Origin of the sequence: Streptomyces sp. NPDC002896 (genome assembly GCF_040295225.1) — a bacterium.
Lineage (GTDB): Bacteria > Actinomycetota > Actinomycetes > Streptomycetales > Streptomycetaceae > Streptomyces.
Genome location: NZ_JBEOVA010000047.1, coordinates 21,475 through 48,080 on the forward strand (window position 1 = coordinate 21,475; position 26,606 = coordinate 48,080).

General features: G+C 68.9%; 23 protein-coding genes and 3 pseudogenes. 16 read left to right on the plus strand and 10 right to left on the minus strand.

The features are described 5' to 3' along the window. Window positions 1–122 precede the first annotated feature (122 nt). The 7 genes from ABT009_RS42715 (at window position 123) to ABT009_RS42745 (ending at window position 9,265) form a co-directional block, all read left to right on the plus strand. Window positions 123–2,684 carry a GH32 C-terminal domain-containing protein gene (locus tag ABT009_RS42715; RefSeq protein ID WP_351307242.1) on the plus strand — a complete coding sequence of 854 codons (2,562 nt, stop codon included), beginning with the start codon at window positions 123–125 and terminating at the stop codon, window positions 2,682–2,684. 36 nt (window positions 2,685–2,720) lie between these two features. After that, window positions 2,721–3,014, plus strand: a complete 294-nt coding sequence (locus ABT009_RS42720) for a putative quinol monooxygenase (protein WP_351307243.1) — start codon at window positions 2,721–2,723, stop codon at window positions 3,012–3,014. 320 nt (window positions 3,015–3,334) lie between these two features. Continuing rightward, a complete protein-coding gene (locus tag ABT009_RS42725) occupies window positions 3,335–4,369 on the plus strand; it encodes a LacI family DNA-binding transcriptional regulator (RefSeq protein WP_351307245.1) in 1,035 nt (344 codons plus the stop codon). A gap of 97 nt (window positions 4,370–4,466) precedes the next feature. Further along, complete coding sequence (locus tag ABT009_RS42730) at window positions 4,467–5,774, plus strand: ABC transporter substrate-binding protein (protein WP_351307246.1); 1,308 nt, start codon at window positions 4,467–4,469, stop codon at window positions 5,772–5,774. Between the two features lie 96 nt (window positions 5,775–5,870). Beyond that, window positions 5,871–6,806 carry a carbohydrate ABC transporter permease gene (locus tag ABT009_RS42735; RefSeq protein ID WP_351307248.1) on the plus strand — a complete coding sequence of 312 codons (936 nt, stop codon included), beginning with the start codon at window positions 5,871–5,873 and terminating at the stop codon, window positions 6,804–6,806. A 1-nt stretch (window position 6,807) separates the two neighbouring features. Then, a complete protein-coding gene (locus ABT009_RS42740) occupies window positions 6,808–7,722 on the plus strand; it encodes a carbohydrate ABC transporter permease (protein WP_351307251.1) in 915 nt (304 codons plus the stop codon). A gap of 79 nt (window positions 7,723–7,801) precedes the next feature. Next, the gene (locus ABT009_RS42745; protein WP_351307253.1) at window positions 7,802–9,265 is read left to right on the plus strand and encodes a glycoside hydrolase family 32 protein; all 1,464 of its coding nucleotides are present in this window, start codon (window positions 7,802–7,804) and stop codon (window positions 9,263–9,265) included. A gap of 41 nt (window positions 9,266–9,306) precedes the next feature. Here ABT009_RS42745 and ABT009_RS42750 read toward each other — a convergent pair. The 4 genes and pseudogenes from ABT009_RS42750 to ABT009_RS42765 all read right to left on the minus strand — a co-directional run. Beyond that, a pseudogene (locus ABT009_RS42750) lies at window positions 9,307–9,468 on the minus strand (CorA family divalent cation transporter); the annotation flags it as partial. Between the two features lie 48 nt (window positions 9,469–9,516). Further along, window positions 9,517–9,939 carry a (R)-mandelonitrile lyase gene (locus ABT009_RS42755; protein ID WP_351307256.1) on the minus strand — a complete coding sequence of 141 codons (423 nt, stop codon included), beginning with the start codon at window positions 9,937–9,939 and terminating at the stop codon, window positions 9,517–9,519. Window positions 9,940–9,982: 43 nt separating this feature from the next. After that, window positions 9,983–10,825 carry an SDR family oxidoreductase gene (locus tag ABT009_RS42760; protein WP_351307259.1) on the minus strand — a complete coding sequence of 281 codons (843 nt, stop codon included), beginning with the start codon at window positions 10,823–10,825 and terminating at the stop codon, window positions 9,983–9,985. Window positions 10,826–10,858: 33 nt separating this feature from the next. Then, complete coding sequence (locus tag ABT009_RS42765) at window positions 10,859–11,197, minus strand: carboxymuconolactone decarboxylase family protein (protein ID WP_351307261.1); 339 nt, start codon at window positions 11,195–11,197, stop codon at window positions 10,859–10,861. 152 nt (window positions 11,198–11,349) lie between these two features. On the opposite strand from ABT009_RS42765, the gene ABT009_RS42770 reads away from it, so the two are divergent. Then, on the plus strand, window positions 11,350–12,219 hold the full coding sequence (locus tag ABT009_RS42770) for a helix-turn-helix domain-containing protein (protein WP_351307263.1): 870 nt from the start codon (window positions 11,350–11,352) through the stop codon (window positions 12,217–12,219). 175 nt (window positions 12,220–12,394) lie between these two features. Here the strand turns inward: ABT009_RS42770 and ABT009_RS42775 are convergent, their stop codons facing one another. Together ABT009_RS42775 and ABT009_RS42780 are read right to left on the minus strand one after the other, a co-directional pair. Beyond that, entirely contained in the window at window positions 12,395–13,414 is a 1,020-nt protein-coding gene (locus ABT009_RS42775) for an aldo/keto reductase (protein WP_351307266.1), read from the minus strand. Between the two features lie 30 nt (window positions 13,415–13,444). Then, entirely contained in the window at window positions 13,445–14,341 is an 897-nt protein-coding gene (locus ABT009_RS42780) for a helix-turn-helix transcriptional regulator (protein WP_351149535.1), read from the minus strand. Between the two features lie 242 nt (window positions 14,342–14,583). On the opposite strand from ABT009_RS42780, the gene ABT009_RS42785 reads away from it, so the two are divergent. The 5 genes and pseudogenes from ABT009_RS42785 to ABT009_RS42805 form a co-directional block, all read left to right on the plus strand. Beyond that, window positions 14,584–16,062: an MFS transporter gene (locus tag ABT009_RS42785; RefSeq protein WP_351307268.1), complete on the plus strand. Its 1,479-nt coding sequence runs from the start codon at window positions 14,584–14,586 to the stop codon at window positions 16,060–16,062. After that, window positions 16,062–16,946 (plus strand): aldo/keto reductase, encoded by an 885-nt coding sequence (locus ABT009_RS42790; RefSeq protein WP_351307271.1) that lies wholly within the window; start codon window positions 16,062–16,064, stop codon window positions 16,944–16,946. Before ABT009_RS42785 ends, ABT009_RS42790 begins: the two co-directional genes overlap by 1 nt. A 31-nt stretch (window positions 16,947–16,977) precedes the next feature. Then, entirely contained in the window at window positions 16,978–18,048 is a 1,071-nt protein-coding gene (locus ABT009_RS42795) for an NAD(P)-dependent alcohol dehydrogenase (protein WP_351307274.1), read from the plus strand. A 177-nt stretch (window positions 18,049–18,225) separates the two neighbouring features. Beyond that, complete coding sequence (locus ABT009_RS42800; protein WP_351307276.1) at window positions 18,226–19,026, plus strand: SDR family oxidoreductase; 801 nt, start codon at window positions 18,226–18,228, stop codon at window positions 19,024–19,026. A gap of 119 nt (window positions 19,027–19,145) precedes the next feature. Beyond that, a pseudogene (locus ABT009_RS42805) lies at window positions 19,146–19,193 on the plus strand (hypothetical protein); the annotation flags it as partial. A gap of 68 nt (window positions 19,194–19,261) precedes the next feature. On the opposite strand, the pseudogene ABT009_RS47620 reads toward ABT009_RS42805, so the two are convergent. After that, window positions 19,262–19,983, minus strand: a pseudogene (locus ABT009_RS47620) (helix-turn-helix domain-containing protein); the annotation flags it as partial. Between the two features lie 747 nt (window positions 19,984–20,730). On the opposite strand from ABT009_RS47620, the gene ABT009_RS42820 reads away from it, so the two are divergent. After that, window positions 20,731–21,048, plus strand: a complete 318-nt coding sequence (locus tag ABT009_RS42820) for a helix-turn-helix transcriptional regulator (protein WP_351307279.1) — start codon at window positions 20,731–20,733, stop codon at window positions 21,046–21,048. 480 nt (window positions 21,049–21,528) lie between these two features. Here ABT009_RS42820 and ABT009_RS42825 read toward each other — a convergent pair whose 3' ends face one another. Continuing rightward, the gene (locus ABT009_RS42825; protein ID WP_351307282.1) at window positions 21,529–22,701 is read right to left on the minus strand and encodes a magnesium and cobalt transport protein CorA; all 1,173 of its coding nucleotides are present in this window, start codon (window positions 22,699–22,701) and stop codon (window positions 21,529–21,531) included. Between the two features lie 159 nt (window positions 22,702–22,860). Here ABT009_RS42825 and ABT009_RS42830 point away from each other — a divergent pair, with 159 nt between their 5' ends. After that, the gene (locus ABT009_RS42830) at window positions 22,861–23,985 is read left to right on the plus strand and encodes a winged helix DNA-binding domain-containing protein (RefSeq protein WP_351307285.1); all 1,125 of its coding nucleotides are present in this window, start codon (window positions 22,861–22,863) and stop codon (window positions 23,983–23,985) included. A gap of 67 nt (window positions 23,986–24,052) precedes the next feature. On the opposite strand, the gene ABT009_RS42835 is transcribed toward ABT009_RS42830, so the two are convergent. Both ABT009_RS42835 and ABT009_RS42840 read right to left on the minus strand, forming a co-directional pair. Continuing rightward, complete coding sequence (locus ABT009_RS42835) at window positions 24,053–24,706, minus strand: LysE family translocator (protein WP_351307288.1); 654 nt, start codon at window positions 24,704–24,706, stop codon at window positions 24,053–24,055. A 79-nt stretch (window positions 24,707–24,785) separates the two neighbouring features. Next, window positions 24,786–25,322 carry a hypothetical protein gene (locus ABT009_RS42840; protein ID WP_351307291.1) on the minus strand — a complete coding sequence of 179 codons (537 nt, stop codon included), beginning with the start codon at window positions 25,320–25,322 and terminating at the stop codon, window positions 24,786–24,788. 299 nt (window positions 25,323–25,621) lie between these two features. Between ABT009_RS42840 and ABT009_RS42845 the strand changes: the two genes are divergently transcribed. Continuing rightward, the gene (locus tag ABT009_RS42845) at window positions 25,622–26,455 is read left to right on the plus strand and encodes a TauD/TfdA family dioxygenase (RefSeq protein ID WP_351307294.1); all 834 of its coding nucleotides are present in this window, start codon (window positions 25,622–25,624) and stop codon (window positions 26,453–26,455) included. The last annotated feature ends 151 nt before the right edge of the window (window positions 26,456–26,606 follow it).

Sequence of the window (26,606 nt, forward strand, 5' to 3'; positions counted from 1 at the left end):
AGTCAACGATGACACTCCTTGTCGGCGCCGCGGACGACGGCGCCGACAAGACGTCACTTTTCGGTCGGTCCGCGCCGGGCGGCAGGCTCCGCTGCGTGGACGGCCGCGGCACAGGAGATCCCATGAGCTCTGGACGTGTATCCCGGCATGCCCGCACCCGGATGATCGCGGCGGTGGCGACCGTCTGCGCCCTGTCCGGGGCCCCGCTGGCCCCCCAGGCCGTCGCTGCCGACACCCCGCCGTACTCCGAGACCTACAGACCCCAGTTCCACTTCACCCCGGAGAAGAACTGGATGAACGACCCCAACGGCCTCGTGTACTACAAGGGCGAGTACCACCTCTTCTACCAGTACAACCCCAATGGCAACTCCTGGGGCGACATGTCCTGGGGACACGCGGTGAGCAAGGACCTCGTGCACTGGAAGGAGTTGCCGCTCGCCCTGTCGCACGACGACAAGGAGATGGTGTTCTCCGGTAGCGCGGTCGTCGACTGGAACAACACCACCGGGTTCGGCACGAAGGAGAACCCGCCCATGGTGGCGATCTACACCAGCTACAACAAGGACACGGGCATACAGGCCCAGTCGCTCGCCTACAGCACCGACCGCGGCCGCACCTGGACCAAGTACCAGGGCAATCCCGTCATCGACATCGGCTCCAAGGAGTTCCGCGACCCCAAGGTCCAGTGGTACGCGCCGACCAAGAGCTGGCTGATGACGGTGTCGCTGTCCACCGAGCACAAGGTGCAGTTCTACTCGTCCAAGAACCTCAAGGACTGGAACCTGCTCAGCGAGTTCGGGCCGGCCGGCGCGACGGGCGGCGTGTGGGAGTGCCCCGACCTGTTCCCCCTCGCGGTCGACGGGGACGAGAACAACATCAAGTGGGTTCTGGTCGTCAACATCAACCCGGGTGGTATCGCGGGCGGTTCGGCCGCCCAGTACTTCATCGGCGACTTCGACGGCAAGAAGTTCACCGCCGAGGACAAGGGCACCTACACCCCGCCCACCGGCACGGTGGTTCAGGACTTTGAGGGCACCGACTTCGGTACGTGGACGACTGCCGGCACCGCGTTCGGCGAGGGACCGGCGGCCGGGGCACTGGCCGGGCAGGGGACAGTCGACGGCTTCGACGGCAAGAGCCTCGCCAACAGCTTCCACTCAGGTGACGGCACCACCGGCACCCTCACCTCACCCGAATTCACCGTCGACAGCTCCTACCTGAACTTCAAGGTCGGCGGCGGACGGCACCCGCACGAGTCCGGAACCGTCATGGAGCAGGGACCGCCGCCCGCAGGCACGGTCCTCGCCGACTTCGAAGGCGGCAGCTACGGCGACTGGACGACGACCGGAGACGCCTTCGGCACGGCACCGGCCACCGGCACCCTCCCCAACCAGCAAGAAGTCTCCGGATTCCTGGGCGACGGCCTGGTCAACACCTACCGGAACGGCGACTCCACCACCGGCACCCTCACCTCGCCCGAATTCACCGTCGACAAGAACCACATCAACTTCCTCATCGGCGGCGGCAACCACCCCGCCGGCTCCGCCGACCCCACCGCCGTCGAACTCCTCGTCGACGGCCAAGTGGTGCGCAGCGCCACCGGAAAGGACGCCGAGGCACTCAACTGGGCTTCGTGGGACGTCAGCGACCTCGCCGGCAAGAAGGCGCAGATCAGGATCGTCGACGACAACACCGGCGGCTGGGGCCACCTCAACGTCGACCACATCATGCTGTCCGACACCAAGGCTCAGCCCGTCTCCCAGGAGACGTCCGTCAACCTGATCGTCGACGGCCAGGTCGTCCGCAGCGCCACCGGCGCCAACAGCGAGACCCTGGACTGGTCCTCCTTCGACCTGCGTCCCTACGCCGGCAAGAAGGCACGCATCCAGATCGTCGACATGAACACCGCCGGCTGGGGCCACATCATGGCCGACCAGTTCACCGCCGCCGGCACCCCCGCCAAGTCCGTCGTGCAGCGCGCCGACTGGGCCGACTACGGCAAGGACTACTACGCGGCGGTGTCCTGGGAGAACGCACCGGGCGGCAAGCGGTACATGATCGGCTGGATGAACAACTGGGACTACAGCGGCGCCATCCCCACCTCCCCCTGGCGCGGTGCGCAAAGCGCCCCCCGGGAGATGGCCCTGCGCACCGTCGACGGCCGGATCCGGCTGACCAGCGAGCCGGTCGACAGCCTGGCGTCGCTCCGGGAGAAGAGCCCGGCGACGGCGGCCGGCGTCACCGTCAAGAGCACCTCACAGCCCCTGATCGGCCCTGCGGCCAGGGGCAAGGCACTCGACATCGAGGCCACCTTCGCCCTCAAGGACGCCGAACGCTTCGGCCTGAAGGTGCGCACCGGCGCCAACGGCGAGGAGACCGTCATCGGCTACGACACCACGACACAGGAGCTGTACGTCGACCGCACCCGCTCCGGTGCCGTGGATTTCAACAGCACCTTCCCCGGCGTCCAGCGAGCCCCGCTGCAGGCCAAGAACGGCAAGGTGAAGCTGCGGATCCTCGTCGACTGGTCGTCCGTCGAGGTCTTCGGCGGCAGCGGTGAAGCGGTGATCACCGACCAGATCTTCCCCGACCCCGCCAGCCAGGGCGTGCAGGTCTTCGCCGAGAACGGCTCGGTGAAGCTGGACCAGGCCCGCGTCTGGCACCTCGACTCCTACCGCGACTGATCCTCAACCACGCCTGACCACGGAGGACGCCACACCGTGAACAAGACCCTGCTCGCCGAGTTCACCGCCCGCGAGGGTGCGGAGGACGAGGTCGCCCGCCTGATCCTGGACTACGCCCAGAAGGTGCGCGAGGAAGACGGCAACCTCGCCTTCGACGTCTACACCAAGGCGTCGAGCCCGCGTGCCTACTGGATCTTCGAGGTGTACCGGGACGAGGACGCCTTCCAGGCACACCTGAAGGCCCCGTACGGCGGCCCGTTCAACACCGCACTCGCCCCACTGATCGAGGAGGACGCCTCCGTGCTGACCTTCCTCGATCCGGTGACCTGACGGCCCCCTGATCCGGTGACCTGACGTCGGCCGGGCCCGCCTCGCGGGCCCGGCCCTTGTCGTGCCGTGGGACCGGCCACCCGCCCGCTGTCCGATGAGATCCGGCCGGGCGGCCGGCTGCTTCGCCGGCGCCGCGTTCGTGGCCGAACCGCAGGCCCGGTGGGCTTGGTTGGCGCCCACCGGGCCAGGGGCGGGCGGCCTCCGGTCGTCGCCTCGCGCCGACATTGCTTGGCCACGAGTTCGTAACGAGCCGTTGACAGGGGCGCCTCGCGGGGCGCAATCTCATCCCGCACTCACTTGCCAAAACGATTGGGCACGACATGGGCAGGCGGATCGGGATCAAGGACGTGGCGGCAGCGGCCGGCGTCTCGGCCACGACCGTCTCCCACATCCTCAACGAGGTCGAGGGCAAGCGCATCAACCCCGAGACCCGGCAGCGCGTTCTCGAAACGGCCCGGGAACTGGGGTACGCGCCCAACGGACTGGCGCGGGGACTGCGGCTGAAGCGGTCGAACACGATCGGCTTCGTCAGCGACCAGATCGCCACCACTCCGCACGCCGGCCGGATCATCCTGGGAGCGCAGGAGGAGGCGGCCAAGCACGGCCTGCTGCTGCTCATGCTGAACACCGGCGGCGACCCGGAGCTGGAGCGCAAGGAGATCGACCTGCTGCTGCAGCGCCAGGTCGACGGCGTGCTGTACGCGTCCATGTACCACCGGGTCGTGGAGGTGCCGGAGCGGCTGCGGTCGGTCCCCACGGTGCTGCTGGACGCGCGCTCGGACGACCCCGCCGTGCCCTCGGTCGTACCGGACGAGGTCCTGGGCGGGGAGACGGCGGTGCGCGAGCTGGTCCGCCACGGCCACCGCCGGATCGGCTTCATCAACAACGTCGACGACATCCCGGCCACCCACGGACGTCTCGAGGGCTACCGGCGCGCTCTCGCCGAGGCGGACATCGCCGAGGACCCCCGGCTGGTGGTGGCGGAGACCAGCGACGCCGCCGGTGGGTACCGGGCGGCGCTGCGACTGCTGCAGGCGGAGCCACGGCCCACCGCGTTGTTCTGCTTCGCCGACCGGATGGCGATGGGCGTCTACCGCGCCGCCGCCGAACTGGGGCTGTCGATCCCCGGGGACCTGTCGGTGATCGGCTTCGACAACCAGGAGCTGATCTGCGACGGCTTGTTCCCAGGGCTGACCACCGTCGCCCTGCCGCACTACGAGATGGGGGCGCGGGCTGTCGCACAGCTGCTCGCGCTCACGAGCGCACCGGGCCAGGAACCTGCTCCGGCTGCTCAGGAGATGCTGCCGTGCCCGCTGGTGGTACGGGCATCGGTCGCTTCGCCGCCCCGACTCTGACCCCGGAACGGCGAAGCACCACCGATACAGGCGGCCGTGATCACCGGCCGCCGGCACGGTCTGCCAGGACCGTGCCCAGTGAAATTGGAGGAACCTCGTGGAATCGAGAACCAGGCGCCTCGCGGTATCGAGCATAGCCGCCCTGGCTGCGGCGACGCTCGTGGCCGGCTGCGGCGGCAGCGGCAGCACCGGCTCGTCGGGCGCCGACGGCAACACGCTGACCCTGTGGACGCACAATGCCGGCAACGCCGCCGAGTACGCGGTCGTCAAGCAGGTCGTCAAGGACTTCAACGCCAGCCAGAGCAAGTACAAGGTCAAGATCCAGGCGTTCCCGCAGGGTTCCTACAACGACTCGGTGGTGGCCGCGGCCTCCGCGAAGAAGCTGCCGTGCATCCTCGACGTCGACGGGCCCAACGTCCCGAACTGGGCCTGGGGTGGGTACCTCGCGCCGCTGGACCTGTCCAAGGGCAAGGTCGCCGTGAAGGACCAGCTGCCCAGCACGGTCGGCACGTACCAGGACAGGACCTATGCGTTCGGCTTCTACGACGTGGCGCTGACCATGTACTCCCGCAAGTCGGTCCTGAAGAAGTACGACATCCGCATCCCCACCCTCGACAAGCCCTGGACCAAGGACGAGTTCATGGACGCGCTCGCCAAGATCAAGGCGAGCGGCAAGTTCAAGAACACGCTGGATCTCGGCACGGGCGACCCCGGTGAGTGGTGGCCGTACGCCTACTCCCCGATGCTGCAGAGCTTCGGCGGCGACCTCATCGACCGCTCGGACTACAAGACCGCCAAGGGCGCGCTGAACGGCGAGAAGGCCGTCGAGTGGGGCAAGTGGTTCCGCTCGATGGTCACGAAGGGCTACGCGCCGCAGAAGTCCGGCAAGAGCCCCGCCGACGACTTCCGCAACGGCAAGACCGCCATCCAGTGGGACGGCAGCTGGTCGGCCCAGGCCAACACGGACAAGTTCGGCAGCGACCTGGCGATCCTCCCGCCGGTCGACTTCGGCGACGGACCGAAGATCGGCGGAGCGTCATGGCAGTGGGGCATGAGCTCGACCTGCGCCAACAAGGAAGGCGCTCAGGCTTACCTGAACTTCTCCCGACAGACGAAGTACTTCGTGGACTTCGCCAAGTCCGCCGGCACCATCCCCGCCACCAACGCGGCAGCGGAAGAGGTCAAGGGCTACGAAACAGGCGGCCAGTTCAACATCTTCCTCAAGGAAGCGCAGAAGTTCGCGGTGGTCCGGCCCGTCACCCCGGCCTACCCGTACATCTCCACGGTGTTCTCCAAGACGGCTCGGGACATCCTGGCCGGCGCCGATGTCAAGGGCGCCCTCGACCAGGCCGTCAGTCAGATCGATAACAACCTGTCGACCAACAACTACTCCACCGGCAGCTGACCGCGCCCGCCCGTCCCGGCGGATGCGGTTCCTCCCCTCCGCCTCCGCCGGGACACGTACCTGCCTGGATGTCCCATGACCACCACAATGTCGTCAATGTCCACCCGACCCGGCACTGCCGCCGGCGCCCCATCGACCCGACGTGCAACGCGGGGGCGCGCACGGCGCAGAGAGAGCCTCGCCGCACTCGGCATGGTGAGCCCGGCCGTCTTCCTGCTGGTGATGTTCATCGTCATCCCCGTGGTGCTGGCCTTCGCGCTGGCTTTCACCAACGCCCGCCTGGTGTCCCCGACCCCGGCCCAGTTCACGGGCCTGCAGAACTTCCGTGCCCTGCTGGACGACCCGCTGTTCTACAAGTCGCTGCGCAACACCTTCTACTTCGCCGTCGTCGTCGTCCCGCTGCAGGGCGGCTTGGCGCTGGTGCTCGCCTTGCTCGTCAACGCCAAGGTCAAAGGCGTCAACTTCTTCCGCACCGTCTACTTCCTCCCGGTCGTCACTTCGATGGTCGTGGTCTCCATCCTGTGGACGCTCCTGTACCAGAAGACCGGGCTGGTCAACGAGATCATCTCCCGCCTCACCCTCGGTCTCGTGCACGGACCGGACTGGCTGACCAACCCGTCCACGGCCATGCCCGCCATCATCGTCATGTCCGTCTGGCAGGGCGTCGGCTTCCACATGATCATCTGGCTGGCCGGACTCCAGACCATCCCGCAGGATCTGTACGAGGCAGCCGACATGGACGGGGCCACCCGCTGGGTGCGCTTCCGGCACGTGACCTGGCCCGGCCTCAGCGCCACCCGCACCTTCGTGCTCATCACCATCACCATCAGCGCGTTCGCCCTGTTCACCCAGGTCAGCGTGATGACGCAGGGCGGACCCCTGGACGCCACCAGCACGGTCGTCTACCAGGCCGTGCGGACCGGATACAGCCAGCAGCAGACCGGATACGCGTCCGCGATCTCCCTCGTCTTCTTCGTTCTGGTGCTGGCCGTCTCCCTCGTCCAGCGCTTCCTCACCCGGGAGAAGGGCTGACATGACCTCCGTATCCCCCGCCCCCGCACGCCCGGGCCGCCGCCGGAGGCCGTCGCTCCGCCTGATCGGCCTGCAGGCGGCGCGCATCGCGCTCGCACTGTTCTTCGCGTTCCCGATCGTCTTCATGCTGGTGTCGTCGCTCAAGCCCGACGAGCAGATCTTCGGCGACCTGGACGGCATCAAGGCATTCCTACCGGTCGGCCACCTGTCCCTGGACAACTACACCGGGGTCTTCGACCGGGTGCCCGCCGTCCGGTTCCTGCTCAACTCCATCGGGATCTCCGCCATCACGGTGGCGCTGAGCATCTTCATCAACAGCCTCGCGGCGTTCGCGCTGTCCCGGATGCGGTGGCGCGGAAAGAAGATCGTCCTCACCGCAGTGATCGCGACGCTGATCGTGCCGTTCGAGACTTACGCCCTGCCGATGGTCTGGTGGGTCAACAAACTGCCCTGGCTCCAACTGGACGGCGGCCGGCTCATCGTGACCGAGGGCTGGCTGGACACCTACCAGGTGCAGATCCTGCCGTTCGTCGGCAACGCCCTCTTCATCTTCCTGTTCCACCAGTACTTCCAGAGCATCCCCAAGGAACTCGACGAAGCGGCGGTCATCGACGGAGCGAGCTGGTTCGGCATCTACCGGCGCATCGTCATGCCGCTGTCCGGTCCGGCGATCGCCACGGTGGCCATCCTGGCCTTCCTGCCGATGTGGAACGCCTACCTGTGGCCGCTGATGGTCGTCCAGAGCGAGGAACTGCGGCCGGTCATGGTCGGCATCGACTACTTCTTCCAGCTCAACCCTTCCTGGGGCGAGGTCATGGCCTACTCGTCGATGATCACCGTGCCGGTGCTCGCGCTGTTCGTGGCCTTCCAGCGGGCCTTCGTCAGCAGCATCGCCTCCAGCGGCGTCAAGGGCTGACCTCCGCCGGGCCGCCGGCGCCCGCCCTCACTTCTCATGCCACCCCCCTGTGCCTCGCGCACCCTTCGAAAGGCCCCGTGTGTCCACGCCGCCCGTCGACCCCCACCGGCCCGCCGTACACCTGCGACCGCCCCGCAACTGGATCAACGACCCCAACGGGCTGGTCTTCCACAGCGGCCACTACCACGTGTTCTTCCAGTACAACCCCTACGCCCCGCAGCATGCGAACGTGCACTGGGGCCACTTCCGCAGCCCCGACCTGATCACCTGGGAACAGCTCCCGGTCGCCCTCGCCCCCACCCCCGGCGGCGACGACGCGGACGGCTGCTTCTCCGGCAACGCCATCTCCGTCGACGGCCGGCTGCTGGCCTTCTACTCCGCCAACCGCACCGGCCGCTGGTGGCAGCCGGTCACCACCGCCGAGTCCCACGACGGCGGACACACCTGGGCCAAGCGGCCGGAGTTGCTCATCCCGCAGCCGCCCACCGACACCACCATGTACCGCGACCCCTATGTCTGGCAGCAGGACGGCCGCTGGCGCATGCTGGTCGGCTCTGCCCTGACCGACGGCCGAGCCGCGGCACTGCTCTACGAGTCCGACGACCTGGAGAACTGGGCCTTTCGCGGCCCCTTCCACACCAGCGGCCCAGCGGCCCCGACCGAGCCGGTCGGCTGGGAGTGCCCCCAGTACGCGACCTTCGGCGGCCGCGGCGTCCTGATCGTCAGCGACTGGACTCCGCAGGGCGGCCCAAGCCACGTGACGGTCCACACCGGCCACGAGGTACACGGCGGTTTCACGGCGGCCGCACCGCCCGTACGGATGGACCACGGCCCGGACTTCTACGCCCCCGCCCTACTCAAGGCCTCCGAGGAAGACCGGTGGCTGCTGTGGGGCTGGGCGTGGGAGGCCCGCGACGCGGAGTGGTCGAACGAGGCCGGCTGGGCAGGCGTCCTCACTCTCCCGCGCGAACTGACCCTGGCTGACGACGGCACAGTCGGCCAACGCCCCGCACGCGAACTGCTCGCCCTGCGCGGGGAACGCGTCCTGCACCGCACGGAACACGTCACCCGAGCCCGGCCGGTTGAACTGGGGGAGGTCAGCCGCACCTTCGACCTCACTGCGGTCCTGACCCCCGACCCCACTGGCACGAGCAGCCTGCGTCTGATCACCTCCGCTGACGGCACCGAGTACCTCCACATCAGCCTCGACCCCACCGCCGGCCGTCTCACCGTCGACCGCAGCCATGCATCACTGGACGCACGAGCACGAGAGGGCGTATACACCGTCCCTTGCCCGGTCGCGAGGGTCGCCGGCACTCCTGTCGAACTGCGCGTCATCGTGGACCGCTCGATCGCCGAGATCTACCTGTCCACCGGTCAAGTCCTCACCCTCAGGTTCTATCCCGTCGGCGACGGACCATGGCGGCTGCAGGCCCACACCACGGGCATCCGGGGCAGCGACTTCACTGTCGAGGCGTGGGACCTGAATCCCGTCGCAATCCGTCAAGGACCGCTGGTGGCGCGGCAGCAGCAGGACGCATGAGAGCAAAGTGCGAAACCTACGCTGACGGAGGGGCGAGGGGTCTAGAGCCAGTCCCGCCGCTTGAAAATCACGTACAAAGTCGTGCAGACAACCCCCATCAAGCCGATCGCGAAGGGGTATCCGAACCTCCAGTGCAGCTCCGGCATGTTCTGGAAGTTCATGCCGTAAATCGTGCCGACGAGTGTGGGAGCGACGAAGAGGGCGGTCATCGTCGCGGTCATGATCGGATGCTCCTCATCGTGGGGACGGGGTCAGTGGCTGTTGCGGGTGCGGGGGGCTTGGTACTGGGCGTCGGTGACGTGCTCCAGCCAGGTGGTCTCCGGGCGGTCGTCATTCGGGGCGGTGGCGTCCCACAGCGCGAGGTGCTGCATGAAGCGGTCCTCGGTGGCGCCGTGCCAGTGCTCCTCGCCGGGCGGGCAGGTGACGGTCTCGCCGGGGTGGGCGGCGTAGACGGTGCCGTCGCGGGTGCCGATCAGAGCGATGCCGGCGACGATGTGCAGAGTCTGGCCGACGGCGTGGTGGTGCCAGGCGGTGCGGGCGCCGGGCGCGAAGCGCACCATGTTGGCGCGGATGCGGGACGGCTCCTGGCCGGCGTGGATGACGTCGAACCAGACGTCTCCGGTAAACCAGTCTTCGGGGCCCTTGCCGGTGGGCTGCGGCTTGAGGAATTCCACGGTGTGCTCCTTGGTGCGGATCGGGTGCCTGGGGCGGCGGGGGTCAGGCGGCGTCAGCGTGGGCGAGGCCGGTGCCCAGAGTGCGGGAGGCGGTGGCCTGCGCGGTGATCTCCGCGCCCTTGGCCTCAGCAGTGGGGATGGCGTCGTCGCCGGCGACGAATCGCAGCGGCGGGGTGTCCAGGTCGGTGACCTTCAATAGGGCGTCGGCGAGCTTGGACGGGTCGCCGGCCTGCTGACCGTTCATCGACTGCCACATCGCCTTGGTGGTCCGGGTGCGCTCTGCGTAGTCGTCGATGGACAGCTCGGCCCAGCTGGTGGAGGCGTCCACGAGCAGCTCGGTGCGGAAGAAGCCGGGCTCGACGATGGTGGTGCGGATGCCGTACGGCTCGACGTCGTAGCGCAGGGACTCCATCCAGCCCTCGACGCCGAACTTGGAGGCGGCGTAGGCGACGCAGAACTCCTGGCCGACCAGACCGGCGATCGAGGAGATGGTGACGATGTGACCGGCGCGCTGCTGGCGCATTACGGGCAGGACGGCGCGGGTGACGTTCATCGGGCCGAACAGATTCGTCTCGATCTGCGCGCGCATCTGCGCCTCGGAGATCTCCTCGAAATAGCCCGCCTGGAACGTGGCGGCGTTGTTGATCAGCACGTCGACGCGGCCGAACCGGGCCACGGCAGCATCGACCGCCGCCTGGGCGGCGTCGGCGCTGGTGATGTCCAGGGCGGCGACCAGCAGGTTGTCCTGCTCGCCGCCGAGCGCCTTGAGCACGCTGTCGGGGCGGCGACCGGTGGCGACGACCTGGTGGCCGGCGACCAGGGCCTGGCGGGCGATGTCGGTGCCCAGGCCGCGGCCCGCACCGGTGACAAAGAAGACCTTGCTCATGAGAAAGAGGAGCTCCTGCGTAAAGGGGGTGTGTCAGTGGTCCTGGGGGGCGTCGGCTGACGCCAGGACGGCCTTGAGCTGCGCGGCGGCGCCCATGGCGTTGGGCCAGCCGGCGTAGAACGCCAGGTGGGTGATGGCCTCGGTGAGCTCTTCCTTGGTCAGCCCGTTCTCCAGGGCCAGCTTGAGGTGGAAGCCGAGCTGGTCGGAGCGGTACAGGGCGATCAGCGCGCTGACGGTGACCAGGCTGCGATCCCGCGGGGAAAGTCCCTCGCGCTCCCAGACGTCACCGAAGAGCACCTGGTCGGTGAGGTCGGCGAGCTTGGGGGCGACGTCACCGATGGCCTGCTGTGCTGCGGATTCCTTTTCCGGCACGATGCTCTTCCTTTCGCTGTCCTGTCTGGCGCAATTCCAGGTTTGCACCCCCACACGCGCCTGTGCAGTGGAGGGTTTGTTCCTGGGAACGAAACATCCTGGGAAGAATCCTTCCCCCTCACACCGGGCCCTTCCGTTGCCACACTGGAGAAATGAGTCCGACACCGCATCTGAACGAGCTGGGCGAGTTCCTCAAGGCGCGTCGCTCCGAGCTGAGCCCGCGCGCCGTCGGCCTGCCCGACAGCGGCGGGCAGCGTCGCGTTGCCGGGCTGCGCAGGGAAGAGGTGGCTCAGCTCGCCGCGATCTCCACGGACTACTACACCCGCCTGGAGCAGGGGCGCCTGCCTCCCTCGGCGCCGGTGCTGGAGGCAGTGGCCCAGGCCCTGCAGCTGGACGACGACCAGCGGCGCTACGTGTTCGGCCTGGCCGGGAAGGAGACGGCGAAACCGCGCCGCCGAGCCCGGCAGAAAGTCCAGCCACAACTGCGCAGAGTCCTGGACGACCTCACCGCCACGCCCGCCATCGTGATGGGCCGCCGTATGGACGTCATCGCCTGGAACCCCCTCGCGGCGGCACTCGTCACCGACTTCGCCGCTATCCCGGAAAAGCATCGCAATTACGTGCGGATCCTTTTCACCGACCCGGCGATGCGCACCCTGTATGCCGACTGGAAAAGCGTCGCACGGACTGCGGTCGCGCAATTGCGCATGGAGGCGGCGAAGTATCCGGACGATCCACGCCTGACCGCTTTGGTCGGTGAACTGTGCGTACAGGACGAGGACTTCCGACAGTGGTGGGCCGCACACCACGTTGCCACCCTCAGCGTGGGCACAAAGGTTCTCAACCATCCCGTCGCCGGCGAGCTCTGCCTGGACTGGGACACCCTGACCGCCAGCACCGATCCCGACCAGCAACTCGTCGTCTGGACCGCCGAAGTCGGCTCCACCACCCACGACGGCCTGCGCATCCTCGCCTCCTGGGCCGCAGACCAGTACCAGGCCACCGCACAACCGGCCGAGTGAGGCCACCCACCGGGTCATGCCGCCCCACGTACTGGCCATACACCGGTGATCGGCCCGACCTCGGAGCCGAGCAGAGTCTGCGGACCCCGGCAGCGGTGCGCCTTTGGTGGTCGCGGGGAAGTCGGTGCGACCGGCCGGCGTGACCGGCCGGCGTGACCGGCCGGCCCGGGGCGCGTCAGCGGCGTCGCTGGTCGGCGCGCAGTTCGAAGTCGCCGTAGCTGTTGTCGACCGGGTTGACGGTGACGCCGGGCGCGACGATCTCGTCGATGGCGTCGAGTACGTCGGACGACAGTGTGACGTCGGCGGCGGGCAGAAACGCCTCCAGCTGGTCCATGGTGCGCGGTCCGATGATCGCCGAGGTGACGCCGGGGTGGTTGACGACGAAGGCGACGGCCAGCTCGATCAGGGTGAGACCCGCTTTCTCCGCCAGGAGCGCGAGTTGTTCGACGGCGTCGAGCTTGCGCTGGTTGGCAGGGGTGTTCATGTCGAAGCGGGCCTGGGGGCGTGCCGCGGAGGCGGGGCCCTCGGCGGCGTTCTTGCGGTAGCGGCCCGACAGCCAGCCGCCGGCGAGCGGGCTGTAGGTGAGGGTACCCATGCCGTGGCGGCGCACGGTGGGCAGGACGTCCTCCTCGATGCCACGGACCAGGATGGAGTACGGCGGCTGCTCGGTCACGAACCGCTCCAGGTGTCGCTCCCGCGAGGTCCACTGGGCCTCGACGATCTGGGAGCCGGAGTAGGACGAAGAGCCGATGTAGCGGATCTTGCCCTGGTGCACGAGGTCGGAGAGGGCGCCGAGGGTCTCGGCGACGTCCGTGTCTGCGCTGGGGCGGTGGACCTGGTAGAGGTCGATGTGGTCGGTGTCGAGCCGGCGCAGGGAGTTCTCGACCTCGCGGATGATCCAGCGCCGTGAGCCGCCGCGCTGGTTGGGGTCGTTCTGGTCCATCGGCATGAAGAACTTGGTCGCCAGGAACACGTCCTCGCGGCGGCCCTTCAGGGCCTTGCCGACGATCTCCTCCGAGACGCCTGCGGAGTACACGTCGGCGGTGTCGACGAAGTTGATGCCCGCGTCCAGGGCGCGGTGGATGATGCGGATCGAGTCGGCCTCGTCCTCGTTGCCCCAGGGGCCGAACATCATCGCGCCCAGGCAGAGCGGGCTGACCTGGACGCCGGTGCGGCCGAGCGGTCGGTACTGCATGAAGGGGTTCTCCTCGGGTGTGCTCGGTGGTCAGTCGTTCGCGGTCGGGACGACGGTCCCGGTGCTTGCCCAACTGGCCAGCAGGTCCAGGGCCTCCCTCGCCGGGGAGTCCGGTTCGGGCGTGTAGAAGTTGAGGCGAAGTCCGGGATCGGCCGACAACTCCATCGCCTCGTAGGGCAGGGCGAGATCGCCGACCAGCGGGTGGTGCAGGTTCTTCACCCCGGAGCGGTGGAACTTCACGTCGTGGCGGGCCCACCGGCGGGCGAAGTCGCTGCTCTTGGTCGTCAGCTCCCCGATCAGGTCGGTCAGCGCCTTGTCGTGGGGTGCCTGGCCTGTCTCGTTGCGCAGGAAGGCGACCGCGTCGTCAGCGCCCTTGTCCCAGTCGACCCAGAAGTCCTTGCTCGCAGGGTCCAGGAACATGAAGCGGGCGGCGTTGGCCGGGCCGCGCTGGGCGAACAGCGGCGAGTCGAAAAGGGGTGCGTACAGTGCCCGCCCCAGCATGTTCGCGGCCAGGAGGTCGAAGCGCGCGTTGCGCACGTACGCCGGCACATCGGCCATCGAGTCGAGAAGGCGCAAGATCGTGGGCCGCACCCGGGACGTCGTCGCTGTGGGGCGCCGGCCCGACGGTGTCGACGCGTGGGCCAGGTCGTAGAGGTAAGTGCGCTCGGCCTCGTCCAGTTGCAGCGCGTGCGCGAGGGATTCCAGTACCGAGTCCGAGGCGCCGGAGAGGTTCCCGCGCTCCAGGCGGACGTAGTAGTCGACGCTCATGCCCGCGAGCAGCGCGACCTCCTCCCGGCGCAGGCCCGCGACGCGCCGGTTGCCGCCGTAGACCGGCAGCCCGGCCTGCTCGGGCGTGATCCGGGCACGCCGGGTGCTCAGGAACTCGCGGACCTCGGCGGCCACGCTCTTCTTGTCTCTGTCTGCCATCGTCCAGATCCCTGAAATCGCTCCGCCGCCGGTGATCGCGCCCCGGTGGGACGGTCCAGCCCGACCTACGACGGTCGTGCCTTGACCTTCACCGTAGGTCCGTCCGCGAGGACCTGCGAGGTACTGCCAGTACCTGGAAGACCAGTGACTCCCACCCCTGTGCCCGCGCGGGGTTCTCTTGGAGAGCACCGAGGACCAGGAGTCCGACACCAGGCCCTCACCCTGAAAGCGAAGGACACACCGTGCGCGCAGCACCCAAGTACGACGGGACGGGCGACGTCGCCATAGCGGAATCCACGCCGCCCATGGCGGTGCGTGTGCCGGCCCCTGCTGCCCCGGCCCGGGCGACGCTGATCCTCACGATCATCTGCGTCAGCTACTTCATGGTCATCCTCGACAACTCGATCGTCTTCACAGGTCTGCCGCAGATCCGGTCCGACATGGGGTTCTCCGAAACCGGCCTGTCCTGGATCACCAACGCCTACGTCCTGGTCTTCGGCGGCCTGTTGCTCCTGGGAGCCCGGGCCGGTGACCTGTTCGGGCACCGCAGGGTGTTCCTGGTCTCCCTGGTCGTCTTCGCGCTGACCTCGCTCCTGGTCGGCGCCGCCCAGACCCAGTGGTGGCTGATCGGCGCCCGGGCGCTGCAGGGCGTCGGAGCGGCGGTCCTGGCCCCCTCCGCTCTGTCCCTGCTCACCCGCAGCTTCGCCGAGGGCCGAGCCCGTAACCGGGCGATGGCCGCCTACAGCGCGGTGGCCGGGCTCGGCGCGGCTCTCGGTCTGGTGGTGGGCGGCCTGGTCGCCGACCTGATCTCCTGGCGGGCCGGGTTCTTCCTCAACGTCCCGGTCGGCATCGCGATGGTGGCGCTGGCCGTGCGGTTCCTGCCGGAGACCGAGCGACAGGGCGGCCGTTTCGACGTCGCCGGGGCGCTCCTGGCGACTGCGGGCTCCACCGCTCTGGTCTTCGGCATCGTGGATGCCACCGACATCGGCTGGACCGCTCCGGCCACCCTGATTCCGCTGGTGGCGGGACTGGTGATGCTGGCCCTGTTCGTCCTGGTGGAGCGGCGGGCCGCGCAGCCGATCGTGCCGCTGCGGCTGTTCGCCGACCGGGAGCGCAGCGGCGCCTACGTCACCCGAATGCTCTACATGGGCGCGATGATCGGGTTCTTCTTCTTCACGGCGCAGTTCGTACAGAGCGTCTACCACTGGACGCCGCTGCAGGCCGGTCTCGCCTTCCTGCCGATGACGCTGGTCAACTTCGTCTTCGCCGTCCAGGTGCCGCGGCTGCTGGAGCGGGCGAGCAGGCCGCAGGTGCTCACCACCGGGCTCGCCCTGACCATGGTGGGCATGGTGTGGCTCAGCCGCCTCGACCTGCACACGCCCTACCTGACGGGCGTGGCGTTGCCGATGGTGCTCATCGGCGCTGGCCAGGGCCTGGTCCTGGCCCCGCTGACTTCCAGCGGCGTGGACGGGGTCGCTCCCGCGGACGCGGGAGCCGCCTCGGGCCTGGTCAACACCGTGCACCAGATCGGCAGTGCGCTGAGCCTGAGCGTTCTGACCGCTGTGGCCGCCTCGGTCTCCACCGATCACGGGGCCGCCGACATCGCGGCCCGCTCGGGTGCCGCGCTGACCGGGTCCGCCGTCCTGCTCGCCCTGGCCCTCGCAGCCACCCTCACCCTCATCGTCCCCGCACGTACCCGCCCGCACGAAAGGTCCCTGTGATGCAGACCCTCACCCTCAACAACGGCGTCGAGATGCCCGCCCTCGGGCTCGGTGTGTTCCAGACCCCGCCGGACGAGACCCGGGCCGCCGTCGCGGCCGCGCTCGAACTCGGCTACCGCCACATCGACACCGCCGCCGCGTACGGCAACGAACGCGAGGTCGGCCAGGCCATCCGCGCCTCCGCGGTGCCCCGTGACGACATCTTCATCGAGACGAAGATCTGGATCAGCGACTACGGCTACGACGAGACCCTGCACGGCTTCGACAAGAGCGCCGCCAAGCTCGGTGTGGACCAGATCGACCTGCTGGTCCTGCACCAGGCGCTGCCGTCGGACTTCGACAAGACCCTCGCCGCCTACCGTGCCCTGGAGCGGCTGATGGCAGATGGCAAGGTCCGGGCGATCGGCGTCAGCAACTTCATGGTCGATCACCTGACCACGCTGCTTGACGCGACCTCCGTCGTCCCGGCCGTCAATCAGCTGGAGATCCACCCGTACTTCCAGCAGCGCGCGGTCCTCGACTTCGACGCCGAGCACGGCATCCTCAACCAGGCGTGGTCCCCGATCGGCGGCATCACCTTCTACCCGGGATATGGCGAGGACCGTAGGAGCGTCCTTGAGGACCCGGCCGTCACCGCGATCGCCGAGGTGCACGGTAAGAGCCCGGCCCAGGTGCTGCTGCGCTGGGGCATCCAGCAGGGCCGCTCGGTGATCCCCAAGTCGACCAAGCGGCACCGCATCGCGGAGAACATCGACGTCTTCGATTTCGTCCTGACCGCGGATGAGCTGAAGTCCCTCGACGCCCTGGAGACCGGTCGACGAGGCGGCCCCGAGCCCACGAACGTCACCCTCGCGGCCTATGGCCGCGCCATCCCCGAAGCCTGACCCCACCTCGTACCTGAGCAAAGGAACCATCATGCCCACCACCGTCAACGCGTTCGGCACCCACGAAGCAGGCAAGCCGCTCGTTCCCGTCACCATCGACCGCCGCGACGTCGGCCCGCGCGACGTCAAGCTCGACATCCTGTACTGCGGGATCTGCCACTCCGACATGAACTACGTCGACGGGACGTTCGGCCCGCTGGCGGTCAGCCCGCTCGTCCCCGGCCACGAGATCGTCGGCCGGGTCACCGAGATCGGTCCCGACGTCACCCGCCATCAGGTCGGCGACCTGGTCGGCATCGGCTGCATGGTCAACTCCTGCCGCACATGTGAGAACTGCCAGGCAGGCCAGGAGCAGTACTGCCTCAAGGGAAACACCCTTGTCTTCGGGGCTCCCGATCCGGCCGAGCCCGGCGCCCACACCCAGGGCGGCTACTCCGAGGCGATCGTCGCCCCGGAGGACTTCGTCGTCCGCGTTCCTGAGGCTCTCGACCCGGCCGCCGCCGCTCCGCTGCTGTGCGCCGGCATCACCGTCTACTCCCCGCTCAAGCGGTTCGGCGCCCGGCCCGGCACCAAGGTCGCGGTCGTCGGCCTCGGCGGGCTCGGCCACCTCGGCGTGAAGATGGCCAAGGCCATGGGCGCCGACGTGACCGTCCTGTCCCAGTCCGGCAGCAAGCGCGAGGCCGCCGCGGCCCTCGGCGCCGACCACTACGCCGTGACCGGTGACGGTTCGGCGTTCACCGAGCTGGCCAACACCTTCGACATCATCCTGAACACCGTCAGCGCACCTGTGTCCCTCCCCGACTACCTCGGGATGCTGCGCCTGCACGGCACGATGGTGAACGTCGGAGTGACGACCGAGCCGATGCCGATGGAGGTCTTCACTCTCCTCCAGAACGGCCGGTCCTTCGTGGGTTCGCTGTTCGGCGGCATCGCCGAGACACAGGAGATGCTCGACTTCGCGGCCGAGCACGACGTCACGGCCGACATCGAGCTGATCGACGCGCAGGACATCAACACCGCCTACGAGCGGATCCTCGCCTCCGACGTCCGCTACCGGTTCGTGATCGACGGCGCCACCTTCGCGAAGCCGAAGCAGGCATGACCGGCCCCCACGTGGACGCTGTACGAGGGCGCTGAGAATCGCCCTCGTACGGGAGTGACCTGCGGCAACACCACCCGCAGGGGGATTTGACGCACAGGGCGCGCGATCGCGACGCCCGAGTGAGACTGACGGCACGGGTGCTCATCCCACCCGTGCCCTGGCGAGGAGGGAACGCACATGGCAGCACAGCCCCTGACCGTGCTGGTGATCGGCGCCACCGGCAGCATCGGACGGCTCGTGGTGGCCGAGGCGATCGCCCGCGGGCACACCGTCCGGGCCCTGGTACGTGACCGCGCGAAGGGCGCCCAGCTGCTCCCCGCCGACGCCGAGCTTGTCGTCGGCGATGTCACCCGGCCCGAGACCCTGCCCGAGGCGGCGGCCGGCGCCGACGCCATCGTGCTCACCCTCGGCTCCTTCGGCACCGGCGCTTCCTCGCCGGAGACCGTGGACTACGCAGGCGTCCGCAACGTCCTGAGCGCCCTCGGCTCCCTGGACGGCGCGCGGCCCCGCATGGCGCTGATGACGTCCATCGGGGCCACCACGCGCAGCAGCAGCTACGGCCATCTGCTGGAGTGGAAGCGCCGCTCGGAGCGTCTTGTACGGGCCAGTGGCCTCACGTGCACCATCGTGCGGCCGGGCTGGTTCGACATGAACGGACCCGACGAGCAACGACTGGTGTTCCTCCAGGGCGACTGCCGCCGCTCTGGCGGCCCCGCCGACGGATGTGTCGCGCGTACCGACATCGCACGGGTTCTGGTGGCGGCCCTCACCGCTCCCGAGGCGGCCGGTCGTACCTTCGAGCTGGTGGCCGAACAGGGTGCCGCACCAAGCGACTTGGGGCCGCTGTTCGCGGCGCTGGACCAAGACCCGCCCGGCTCACTGGACGCGGTACGGGACGAGGCCAACATGCCGCTCGACACCGAGCCGCAGCGGGTCCGCGACGACCTCGACGCCGTCCGGGCACGCGCCGCGGCGTGACGACAGCCCAGGTCTGCCACGCAACGGCCGCCACGCAGCAAGGAGTCAGCGTGCCACCGACCCCCAGTCAGACGGACCGGGAAAGCATCCTCCAGGCCCACCACGCCTACCTGGACGCCATGGTCGAAGGAGACACACAGTCACTCGACGACCTGCTCGACGAGGGTTTCACCCTCACCCACATGACGGGATACGTGCAGCCCAAAGCCGAGTGGCTGGCCGCGGCGGGGGCACTGCCTCCGGGGAGCGCGCGCAGATGCGGGCGTTGGGGCACGGGGGTGTGCTCGCGGGCGATCCATGCGCGCCAGTCGGCGGCTCAGGCGGCGGCGACGCGGGGTGCCCCCGCTGCCCGGTACGAGCGCCACTTCTCGTCGGCGGTGCGCAGTCCGTGCTCGCCGAGCCTGGCCAGATGCCCGTCCTGGTCCAGCCAGGCTTCGGTGGCGTCGTCGATCTGCCAGTCAGCAGCGGTCAGGAAGGTGGCAGTGCTGCTGCTCTTACCGTTCACCTTCGGTTCACTACTGTTCTGGGGCGCGGAATCTCTTCTGGCCGGAATCTGCTCCCTCCCGGACGCGGGATCTGTTCCCCGGGGCGGCTTTCCGGTCCCCCTGCGACGGAGTCGGGAGGGGCGGATTTCGGATCGGTGGGGGCGGTTCTCCGGCCCTCCTCAGCGGCCTGCTCGGCGAGGAATCGGGCGGCGTTCGGGAGCTTGTAGTACGTCTCTCCGCGAGGCCCCTTCCGGTCGTCGAGCCGTTTCAGCTCGCCGTCCTTGGTCAGCTTGCTGAGGGCGTCGCGCACGGCGGTGCGGGACGCGTTCGCGCGCTTCATGAGAGCGGGGACGGATGCGTATGCGATGTAGTCGCGGTCGAGGCACCGGTCTGCGATCAGGGCGAGGACCATGCGGGCGGTGCCTTTGCTGCGGCTGTGGTCCCACACCCAGGTTTGGGCGTCGAGGCTCATTGTGTGGCGGCTCCTAGGTCAGGGCGGGGCAGGGGTGTCCCGCTTCGGGGGTGGGGAGGGGAGTGGTGCGAGGTCTCCGGCTCGGACGTGCCGGCGGGGCCCGCGGGGTGTACACGAGGGCTCCTTGGGCCCGGCTTTGGCATACCGGGTTTCCCAGGCGCCGGAATCAGGATTCCGGCGCCTGACCAAGACAGCCACACCCACCCACGCAAGTCCAGCATTCCGCCGAGAAAGCACACAGCTCACGGCGAACACGTCCCTGCGGTGGGACCAAAACAGTAAACCCGGATCCCCCGTTGCCGAAATAGCCCAGGAATTGGTGGGCTGAAATACGGGCAAGTCGCCATGCTTCGGCAACGCGCTTGAAGTCCCCGCCTCGTACGGCAGCGCATATCCACTGAGCGGCTCTGAAGGTCCTGTTGTGCAGGCACGCCCACCAGGGCGTCTGGCCTGACGTGCCATGATTTCGCCAACCGGGGATCCCCTGCTATGTTTCGCCATTTTCCGGTGACGGGTTCCCGGGAATCGCTCACAGCAGACGACTACCGCTTCCCCATCTCGGCGCGAGCTACAACAGACTCCGCGCCCTTTCGCCCCAGCAGATTCTGGGCGCGGGCAGCGTGAGCGCTTATACATCACGATTCCCGGTTACCGAAACCGGGGATCCTCTGGAGTATTTCCTGCACGGCGCGTGCCCTCGGCTGTCGCGCCACATCCCGTTTCGCCCTCGTTGTAAAGGTGTCTTCTTTGTCTGCGCGCATATCGACGTCTCCTGATGGTTCCCCGGCCTCCCGAAGCGACGTCACCGTCGACCGGGCGTTCCTCGGCGTGAAGGAGGCGGCCGTCTACCTCGGCCTCTCGCCTCGCACGCTGTACGTCTGGCGACACCGGCGGCAGGGACCGCCGAGCTTCCGGATGGGCGCCCGTGGGCGCGTGACGTACCGGCTCGACGCACTCGACGCCTGGATACGCGAGCAGGAACAGGCCGACTCGCGCTGCAACGCCGCCCTGAACCCCGTGGGCGCAGCCCCGCAGCGCCGCTCCGGCTACTCGGCAACTGCCTGACCCTCCATGGCCGACGGCCCGCAGATCGGCAGTGCCACCTCCGACACCGCCGCCGTCAGCACCGCACCGCAGCCCGCACACTGCCAAGCCGTCCCCTCCCGCCATCGAAACCCCTGCATCGCACCAGGACGGCGACCGGCAGGCAACGGGTTTTCGGCCGACGCCGAACGCCCCGGCGGGCGGCGGCGGGACTCCTCGGCGTCGGCGTCCGTCACCGGGGCCCCTTGGAGTGGTGCCCTGGGCCCGGTTGACCGCGTCCAGCGAGGCGTCGGCAGGGCCCCGCCAGGCACTCTCGGTGACGGCCAACGGCAGCCGCTCGACTGGAACCGAGGCGCTCGGCAGGTGTGGAACAGCAGGTGAGGGAGGTGATTGCCCACTCCCCAGCGCAGCGCATTCTCCCCAGATTCTCCCCAGGGGGTCGGGAGCAGCCCTAAAGGATGTTCGCGTACGCGAAGTTGATCAAGGCGTTGGGGCCTGCAACTACAGCCAGTCCCGACGCTTGAAGATGAAGTACAGGCTCACGCACACGACCGCCATCAGCCCGATCGCGAAAGGGTAGCCGAACGTCCAGTTCAGCTCCGGCATCACGTCGAAGTTCATCCCGTAGATCGTTCCCACCAACGTGGGTGCAAACAGGATCGCTGCCCAAGAAGAGATCTTCTTGATCTCCTCGTTCTGCTCGAAGCCCGCCTCCGCCAGCGCTCGCATCTCCGCGTTCTGCTGCTGGGTCACCAGTGTCGCGTTGACCGTGAGGATGTCGGCCAGGGCCTGACGGAAGCCGTCGACGCGTTCGCTGGTGTGGGTGACGTGGTCGGCGACGTCGCGGAGATAGCGCTGGAGTTCCTCGTCCGTGCCGTATTTCGTGAAGCCGGCCATGAGGCCGTGCAGCATGTTCACCAGGGGGCGGGTGGCGCGCTGGAACTCGACCATTTCGCGGGAGAGTTCGTAGATGCGGCGGGACACCTCGGGGTCGCCGCGGAAGACCTCGGTCTCGATCTCGTCGATGTCGTTCTGCACGCCGGCGACGACGGGTACGTAGCCGTCGACGACGGCGTCGAGGATGGCGTACAGGACCGCCTCCGGGCCGAGTTTCAGCAGCTCGGGGGTCTCCTCCATGCGGCGGCGCACGGCCGACAGGTCCGGGGCCGCGCCGTGCCGGACCGTGATCACGAAGTCGGGGCCCACGAACACGTGCAGCTCGCCGAAGTCGACCTCCTCGGGCGCGTCGAGATAGCGGGCGGCGCGCAGGACGACGAACAGCGTCTCGCCGTAACGTTCCAGCTTTGGGCGCTGGTGGGCCTCCATCGCGTCCTCGACGGCGAGCGGGTGGAGGTCGAACTCGGCCGCCAGGGAGAGCAGCTCGGCCTCGGTCGGGCGGGCCAGGCCGATCCATGCCATGCCGTCCTGCTGCTTGCGCAGCTCGTGGAAGGTCTCCGCGAGGGTGGCCGGTGCCGAGACGCGTACGCCGTCGCGGTACAGCACCGCCTGCACGATGCTGTCGACCTCCGCACCCGGGTCGGCGGAGGCGTCCTGCGGCTGCTTCGGCGGCGCGGACTCGGCGGACGGCGGCGGGGGAGAAGCCGCCGCACGCCGCCATGCGTACTTCCTCGCCATCCTTCGAGCCGCTACGGGGCGCGCTCGTCGCTCTGACATCGCGGCAGCCTCCCGTGTCCGTATCGCTTCGGGTATCGATGCGCGTACCGCTCCGCGTACCGATTCGTGCCTGTAACCGTATGACCGGTGTCCCACCGGCGGTCTTCGACCGCCCTCATAGGACTGTAGCTGTCCGCAAGCCGGGCTAGCGTGCCGAGCATGACGAAGACGACGACTTCGGCGGCGCCCGTGCTCGGCACCCGGGAGCTCAACCGCGCCACGCTCGACCGTCAGCTGCTCCTTCGCCGTACCGCACTGCCCGCTCGCGACGCCGTCGAACACCTGGTCGGCCTGCAGGCGCAGAACGTCAAGCCGCCGTACTTCGCCCTGGCCGCCCGGCTCGACGGCTTCGACCCCGAGGAGCTCTCGGCGCTGATGGCCTCCCGTGACGTCGTCCGCATCGTCACGATGCGGTCCACCATCCACACCCACACCGCCGACGACTGCCTCACCCTGCGGCCGCTCGTGCAGGCAGCACGCGATCGGGAGCTGAACACCTTCCGCGAGGGGCTCGCCGGTGTCGACCTGGACCGGCTCGCCGAGTTCGGCCGTGCGCTGGTCGAGGCCGAACCGCGCACCATGAAGCAGCTGCGCGAGGCGCTGCTCGCCGAGTGGCCGGAGGCCGATCCGCAGGCGCTCACCGTCGCTGCCCGCTGCAAGCTGCCGCTCGTCCAGATCACACCGCGCGGCATGTGGGGGCGCAGCGGGCAGGTCGTCCTCACGACGGCGGAGAAGTGGTTGGGCCGTCCCGGCGAACCAGCTCCGGCGCCGGACGCGACCGTCCTGCGCTATCTCGCCGCCTTCGGCCCCGCCTCCGTCAAGGACATGCAGACCTGGGCGGGCCTGTCCCGGCTGCGGGACGCCTTCGAGCGGCTGCGGCCCCGGCTGCTCACCTTCCGCGACGAGCGCGGCACCGAACTCTTCGACCTGCCCGACGCGCCACGGCCCGGGGCCGACACCCCGGCGCCGCCCCGCTTCCTGCCCGAGTTCGACAACCTGCTGCTCTCCCACGCCGACCGCACCCGCGTCGTCCCCGCCGAGCACAAGGGCCGCAGCTGGAACGGCAACCAGGCCTACCGCACGCTGCTCGTCGACGGCTTCCTGGCGGGCGTATGGCGGCTGGAGGAGACCGGGGACGGCGCGGCGGCGACGCTGACCATCGAGCCCTTCGACGCCCTGACCCGGGTGCAGCGGGACGAGGTGGCGGCGGAGGGGGAGCGGATGCTGAAGGTGATGACGGGCGCATCCTCGTACGACATCCGGTTCGGGACCGTGGTCGCGTAGGCGGGGCCGCCGTACGCGAGGGGCGGGTCAGTCTGCGTGGCCCGTCGCCGCGGCCGTCACGCGGGGCTCAGTCCGCGCGGCCCGTCGCCGCGACCGTCACGCCGAGGCCGATCATGGTGAAGCCGCCGGCGCCGCCGATCAGCGACAGGCGACGGTCGGAGCGGGCGAACCAGGCGCGCGCCGCGGACGCCGTCAGCCCCCACAGCGTGTCCGTGACCAGGCCGATGCCGATCGGGATCAGCCCCAACAGCAGCATCTGCGCCGGCAGACGGCCTGCCGAGTGGTCGACGAACTGCGGCAGCACCGCCGCGAAGAAGACGATGCCCTTGGGGTTCGTCATACCGACGAGGACGCCGTCGACGACGGTACGGAGATCGCCGTGTGCCGTGGCGTCGGTCGGCACGGCCGCCCTGATGGCGTCGGCCGTCAGCTCCCTGCGGTGCCGGAACGCCTGCACGCCGAGGAACACCAGATACGCCGCGCCCGCCAGCTTCACCGTCATGAAGACCACGACGGACCGCTCGACGACCGAGCCGACCCCGAACGCGACGGCCACGACGAGCAGATACGAGCCGAAGACGTTCCCGAGCGCGGTCGCCACGGCGGTCCGCCGCCCGTGCGCCAGGGCCCGGCCGATGACGAACAGCACGCTCGGCCCCGGGATGATGATCACCAGCAGCGACATCGCGGCGAAGGCCAGGAACCGGTCCGTGGACACCATGCCCATCACCCCCAAACTCCCGCCATTCAACCGCACGCGTCCCGCCACTGAGAGGGTTCTGCGGGGCCGAGCCGCTCAGTCAGTCTCCGAGGGCCTCGCAGACGTTCTCCTCCGGGCCCCGCCGGACCGAGAAGCTACGGCGTCCGTCGGCGGCGAACTCCATGACGTGGATGCCGTCGACGACGTAGTAGCCCTTCGGGAAGTCGTCGCCCTCACGGATGCCGAAGCCGACGGGGCCGACCGATGTGTAGCGCAGGAAGGTGCCGTCGGTGCGGTACTGGGGGAAGCCGCGGCCACCCGTGTCGCGCTCCACGGACGCGCCGGTGTCGCCGTTGACGTACGCGACGACCAGCGGACCCGCGTACTCCTCGCGCTTGATGCTGCCGTCCGGGTAGCGCTCCAGGACCCGCTTGCGGATGTCCTGCTCCAGGACCTTCAGCTGCAGCGGGAAGGAGCAGAAGCGGCCGGCAGCGGCGGTGAACTCCTGCTGTATGTAGGGCTCCCAGGGCTCCGCGCCGGTCGGCCGGCCCGCCACCGGGCTGTCGGCGCCCGCTGTCGAGACGGGGAGCAGGGTCGTCACGCATACCGTCGCCAGCAGGACAGCGAGACGTCTCATGGTGGAACCCTTCCGTTGCGGTGGATGGCGGTGCAGTGCGTGCATTGCGGTGCGGTGCGGTGCGTTTGCGGTGCGGCGGACTGCGGTGCAGCGGATGCGCGCGACCCAATCGGAAGCGCTCCCACGAGTCAAGGCCGCCAGCGGGCTCGTGTGCCCCAATGTCCTGCTCTGCAGGGGAATTCGACGCGTTCCGTGCGGGACATGCGGGTGAAACACGGCGGCCCTACCTTGGCTGAACCGATCGGTTCAACGCTGTGTTCACGCAGGAGACACTGGACCCACGTCAAGGGGAGTCGGAAATGGACGTCAGTTCCGCAAGCTTCATCCCGCGCCGGGTGGCCGGTGCCGTCGAAGCGCGCGAAGTGCTCGCCGCCGAGGGTGCGGCCATCGTGACCGGGCTCGGCGACGAGCAGTCGGCCGTCGCGTTCGGCCGGGAGGTCATGGGCGACAAGGCCGTCCGTATTGGCACGCAGTTCGAGGCCACGAAGACGCACGGCGAGCGGGAGGCGGCGCAGGTGGCCATGCAGCCCGCCGACTCGCGCGGCCGCAAGCGGAGCTTCGCGCCGACGGAGGAGCGTATGGTCGCGCACAACGACGGCTTCGCCTTCGGCGACTACGCGCCCGACCACCTGTTCCTGTGGTGCGAGCGCCCCGCTGCCAAGGGCGGCGACTCCTTCCTCATCGACACCTCCCGGCTGCTCGATCTGCTCGCCGCCGACCCGGAATGGTCGGGCGTCGCGGACTTCTGCCGTGCCACCCACATCGACCACTCCGAGCCCAACTACCCCCAGGGCACGTACGCGCCCATCGTCCGCACCGTCCCCTCCGGGCGCTTCCAGGGGCGCTACCACCCGTATCTCGCGCCGGTCGAGGGCTCGTCCGAGGATGAGCACTGGACCTTCGTGCGCAAGTGGGAGGAGGCTGTCGTCGCGGCACGCGACACCGGCCCCATGTTCCGTGTCGAGGCGGGCGAGATGATGTGTATCGACAACTACCGGGTCCTGCACGGGCGTGACGGCCACAGCGACACCTCGCGGCGGGTCTGCTCGATCTGGGGCTGGTCCACGGACGCGGTCGCGATTCCGGACGGCCCGCTCGACATCGTGGTGCCGAAAATGCCGATCAGCGCGTAGCGCCACCGGCGGGGGCGGGGGTGCGCCGTTGTCCGAGTATCCATAGCTCTACGTCCGAGCTAGTGTGCTGCGCCGGAAATCCTGAGGGTTAGTCGGTTCCGGTTTGACTGTTGGGTGGGGCGATCCTGGCGAGGTAGTCGGCGAGGGACTT

Coding starts and splice junctions, on each gene's coding strand:
- ABT009_RS42715 (WP_351307242.1), top strand. CDS start 123: ATGAGCTCTGGACGTGTATCCCGGCATGCCCGCACCCGGATGATCGCG.
- ABT009_RS42800 (WP_351307276.1), top strand. CDS start 18,226: ATGGCAGCACAGCCCCTGACCGTGCTGGTGATCGGCGCCACCGGCAGC.
- ABT009_RS42740 (WP_351307251.1), top strand. CDS start 6,808: ATGACCTCCGTATCCCCCGCCCCCGCACGCCCGGGCCGCCGCCGGAGG.
- ABT009_RS42835 (WP_351307288.1), bottom strand. CDS start 24,706: ATGGTGTCCACGGACCGGTTCCTGGCCTTCGCCGCGATGTCGCTGCTG.
- ABT009_RS42780 (WP_351149535.1), bottom strand. CDS start 14,341: ATGGCAGACAGAGACAAGAAGAGCGTGGCCGCCGAGGTCCGCGAGTTC.
- ABT009_RS42830 (WP_351307285.1), top strand. CDS start 22,861: ATGACGAAGACGACGACTTCGGCGGCGCCCGTGCTCGGCACCCGGGAG.
- ABT009_RS42795 (WP_351307274.1), top strand. CDS start 16,978: ATGCCCACCACCGTCAACGCGTTCGGCACCCACGAAGCAGGCAAGCCG.
- ABT009_RS42845 (WP_351307294.1), top strand. CDS start 25,622: ATGGACGTCAGTTCCGCAAGCTTCATCCCGCGCCGGGTGGCCGGTGCC.
- ABT009_RS42760 (WP_351307259.1), bottom strand. CDS start 10,825: ATGAGCAAGGTCTTCTTTGTCACCGGTGCGGGCCGCGGCCTGGGCACC.
- ABT009_RS42735 (WP_351307248.1), top strand. CDS start 5,871: ATGTCCACCCGACCCGGCACTGCCGCCGGCGCCCCATCGACCCGACGT.
- ABT009_RS42840 (WP_351307291.1), bottom strand. CDS start 25,322: ATGAGACGTCTCGCTGTCCTGCTGGCGACGGTATGCGTGACGACCCTG.
- ABT009_RS42825 (WP_351307282.1), bottom strand. CDS start 22,701: ATGTCAGAGCGACGAGCGCGCCCCGTAGCGGCTCGAAGGATGGCGAGG.
- ABT009_RS42790 (WP_351307271.1), top strand. CDS start 16,062: ATGCAGACCCTCACCCTCAACAACGGCGTCGAGATGCCCGCCCTCGGG.
- ABT009_RS42770 (WP_351307263.1), top strand. CDS start 11,350: ATGAGTCCGACACCGCATCTGAACGAGCTGGGCGAGTTCCTCAAGGCG.
- ABT009_RS42775 (WP_351307266.1), bottom strand. CDS start 13,414: ATGCAGTACCGACCGCTCGGCCGCACCGGCGTCCAGGTCAGCCCGCTC.
- ABT009_RS42725 (WP_351307245.1), top strand. CDS start 3,335: ATGGGCAGGCGGATCGGGATCAAGGACGTGGCGGCAGCGGCCGGCGTC.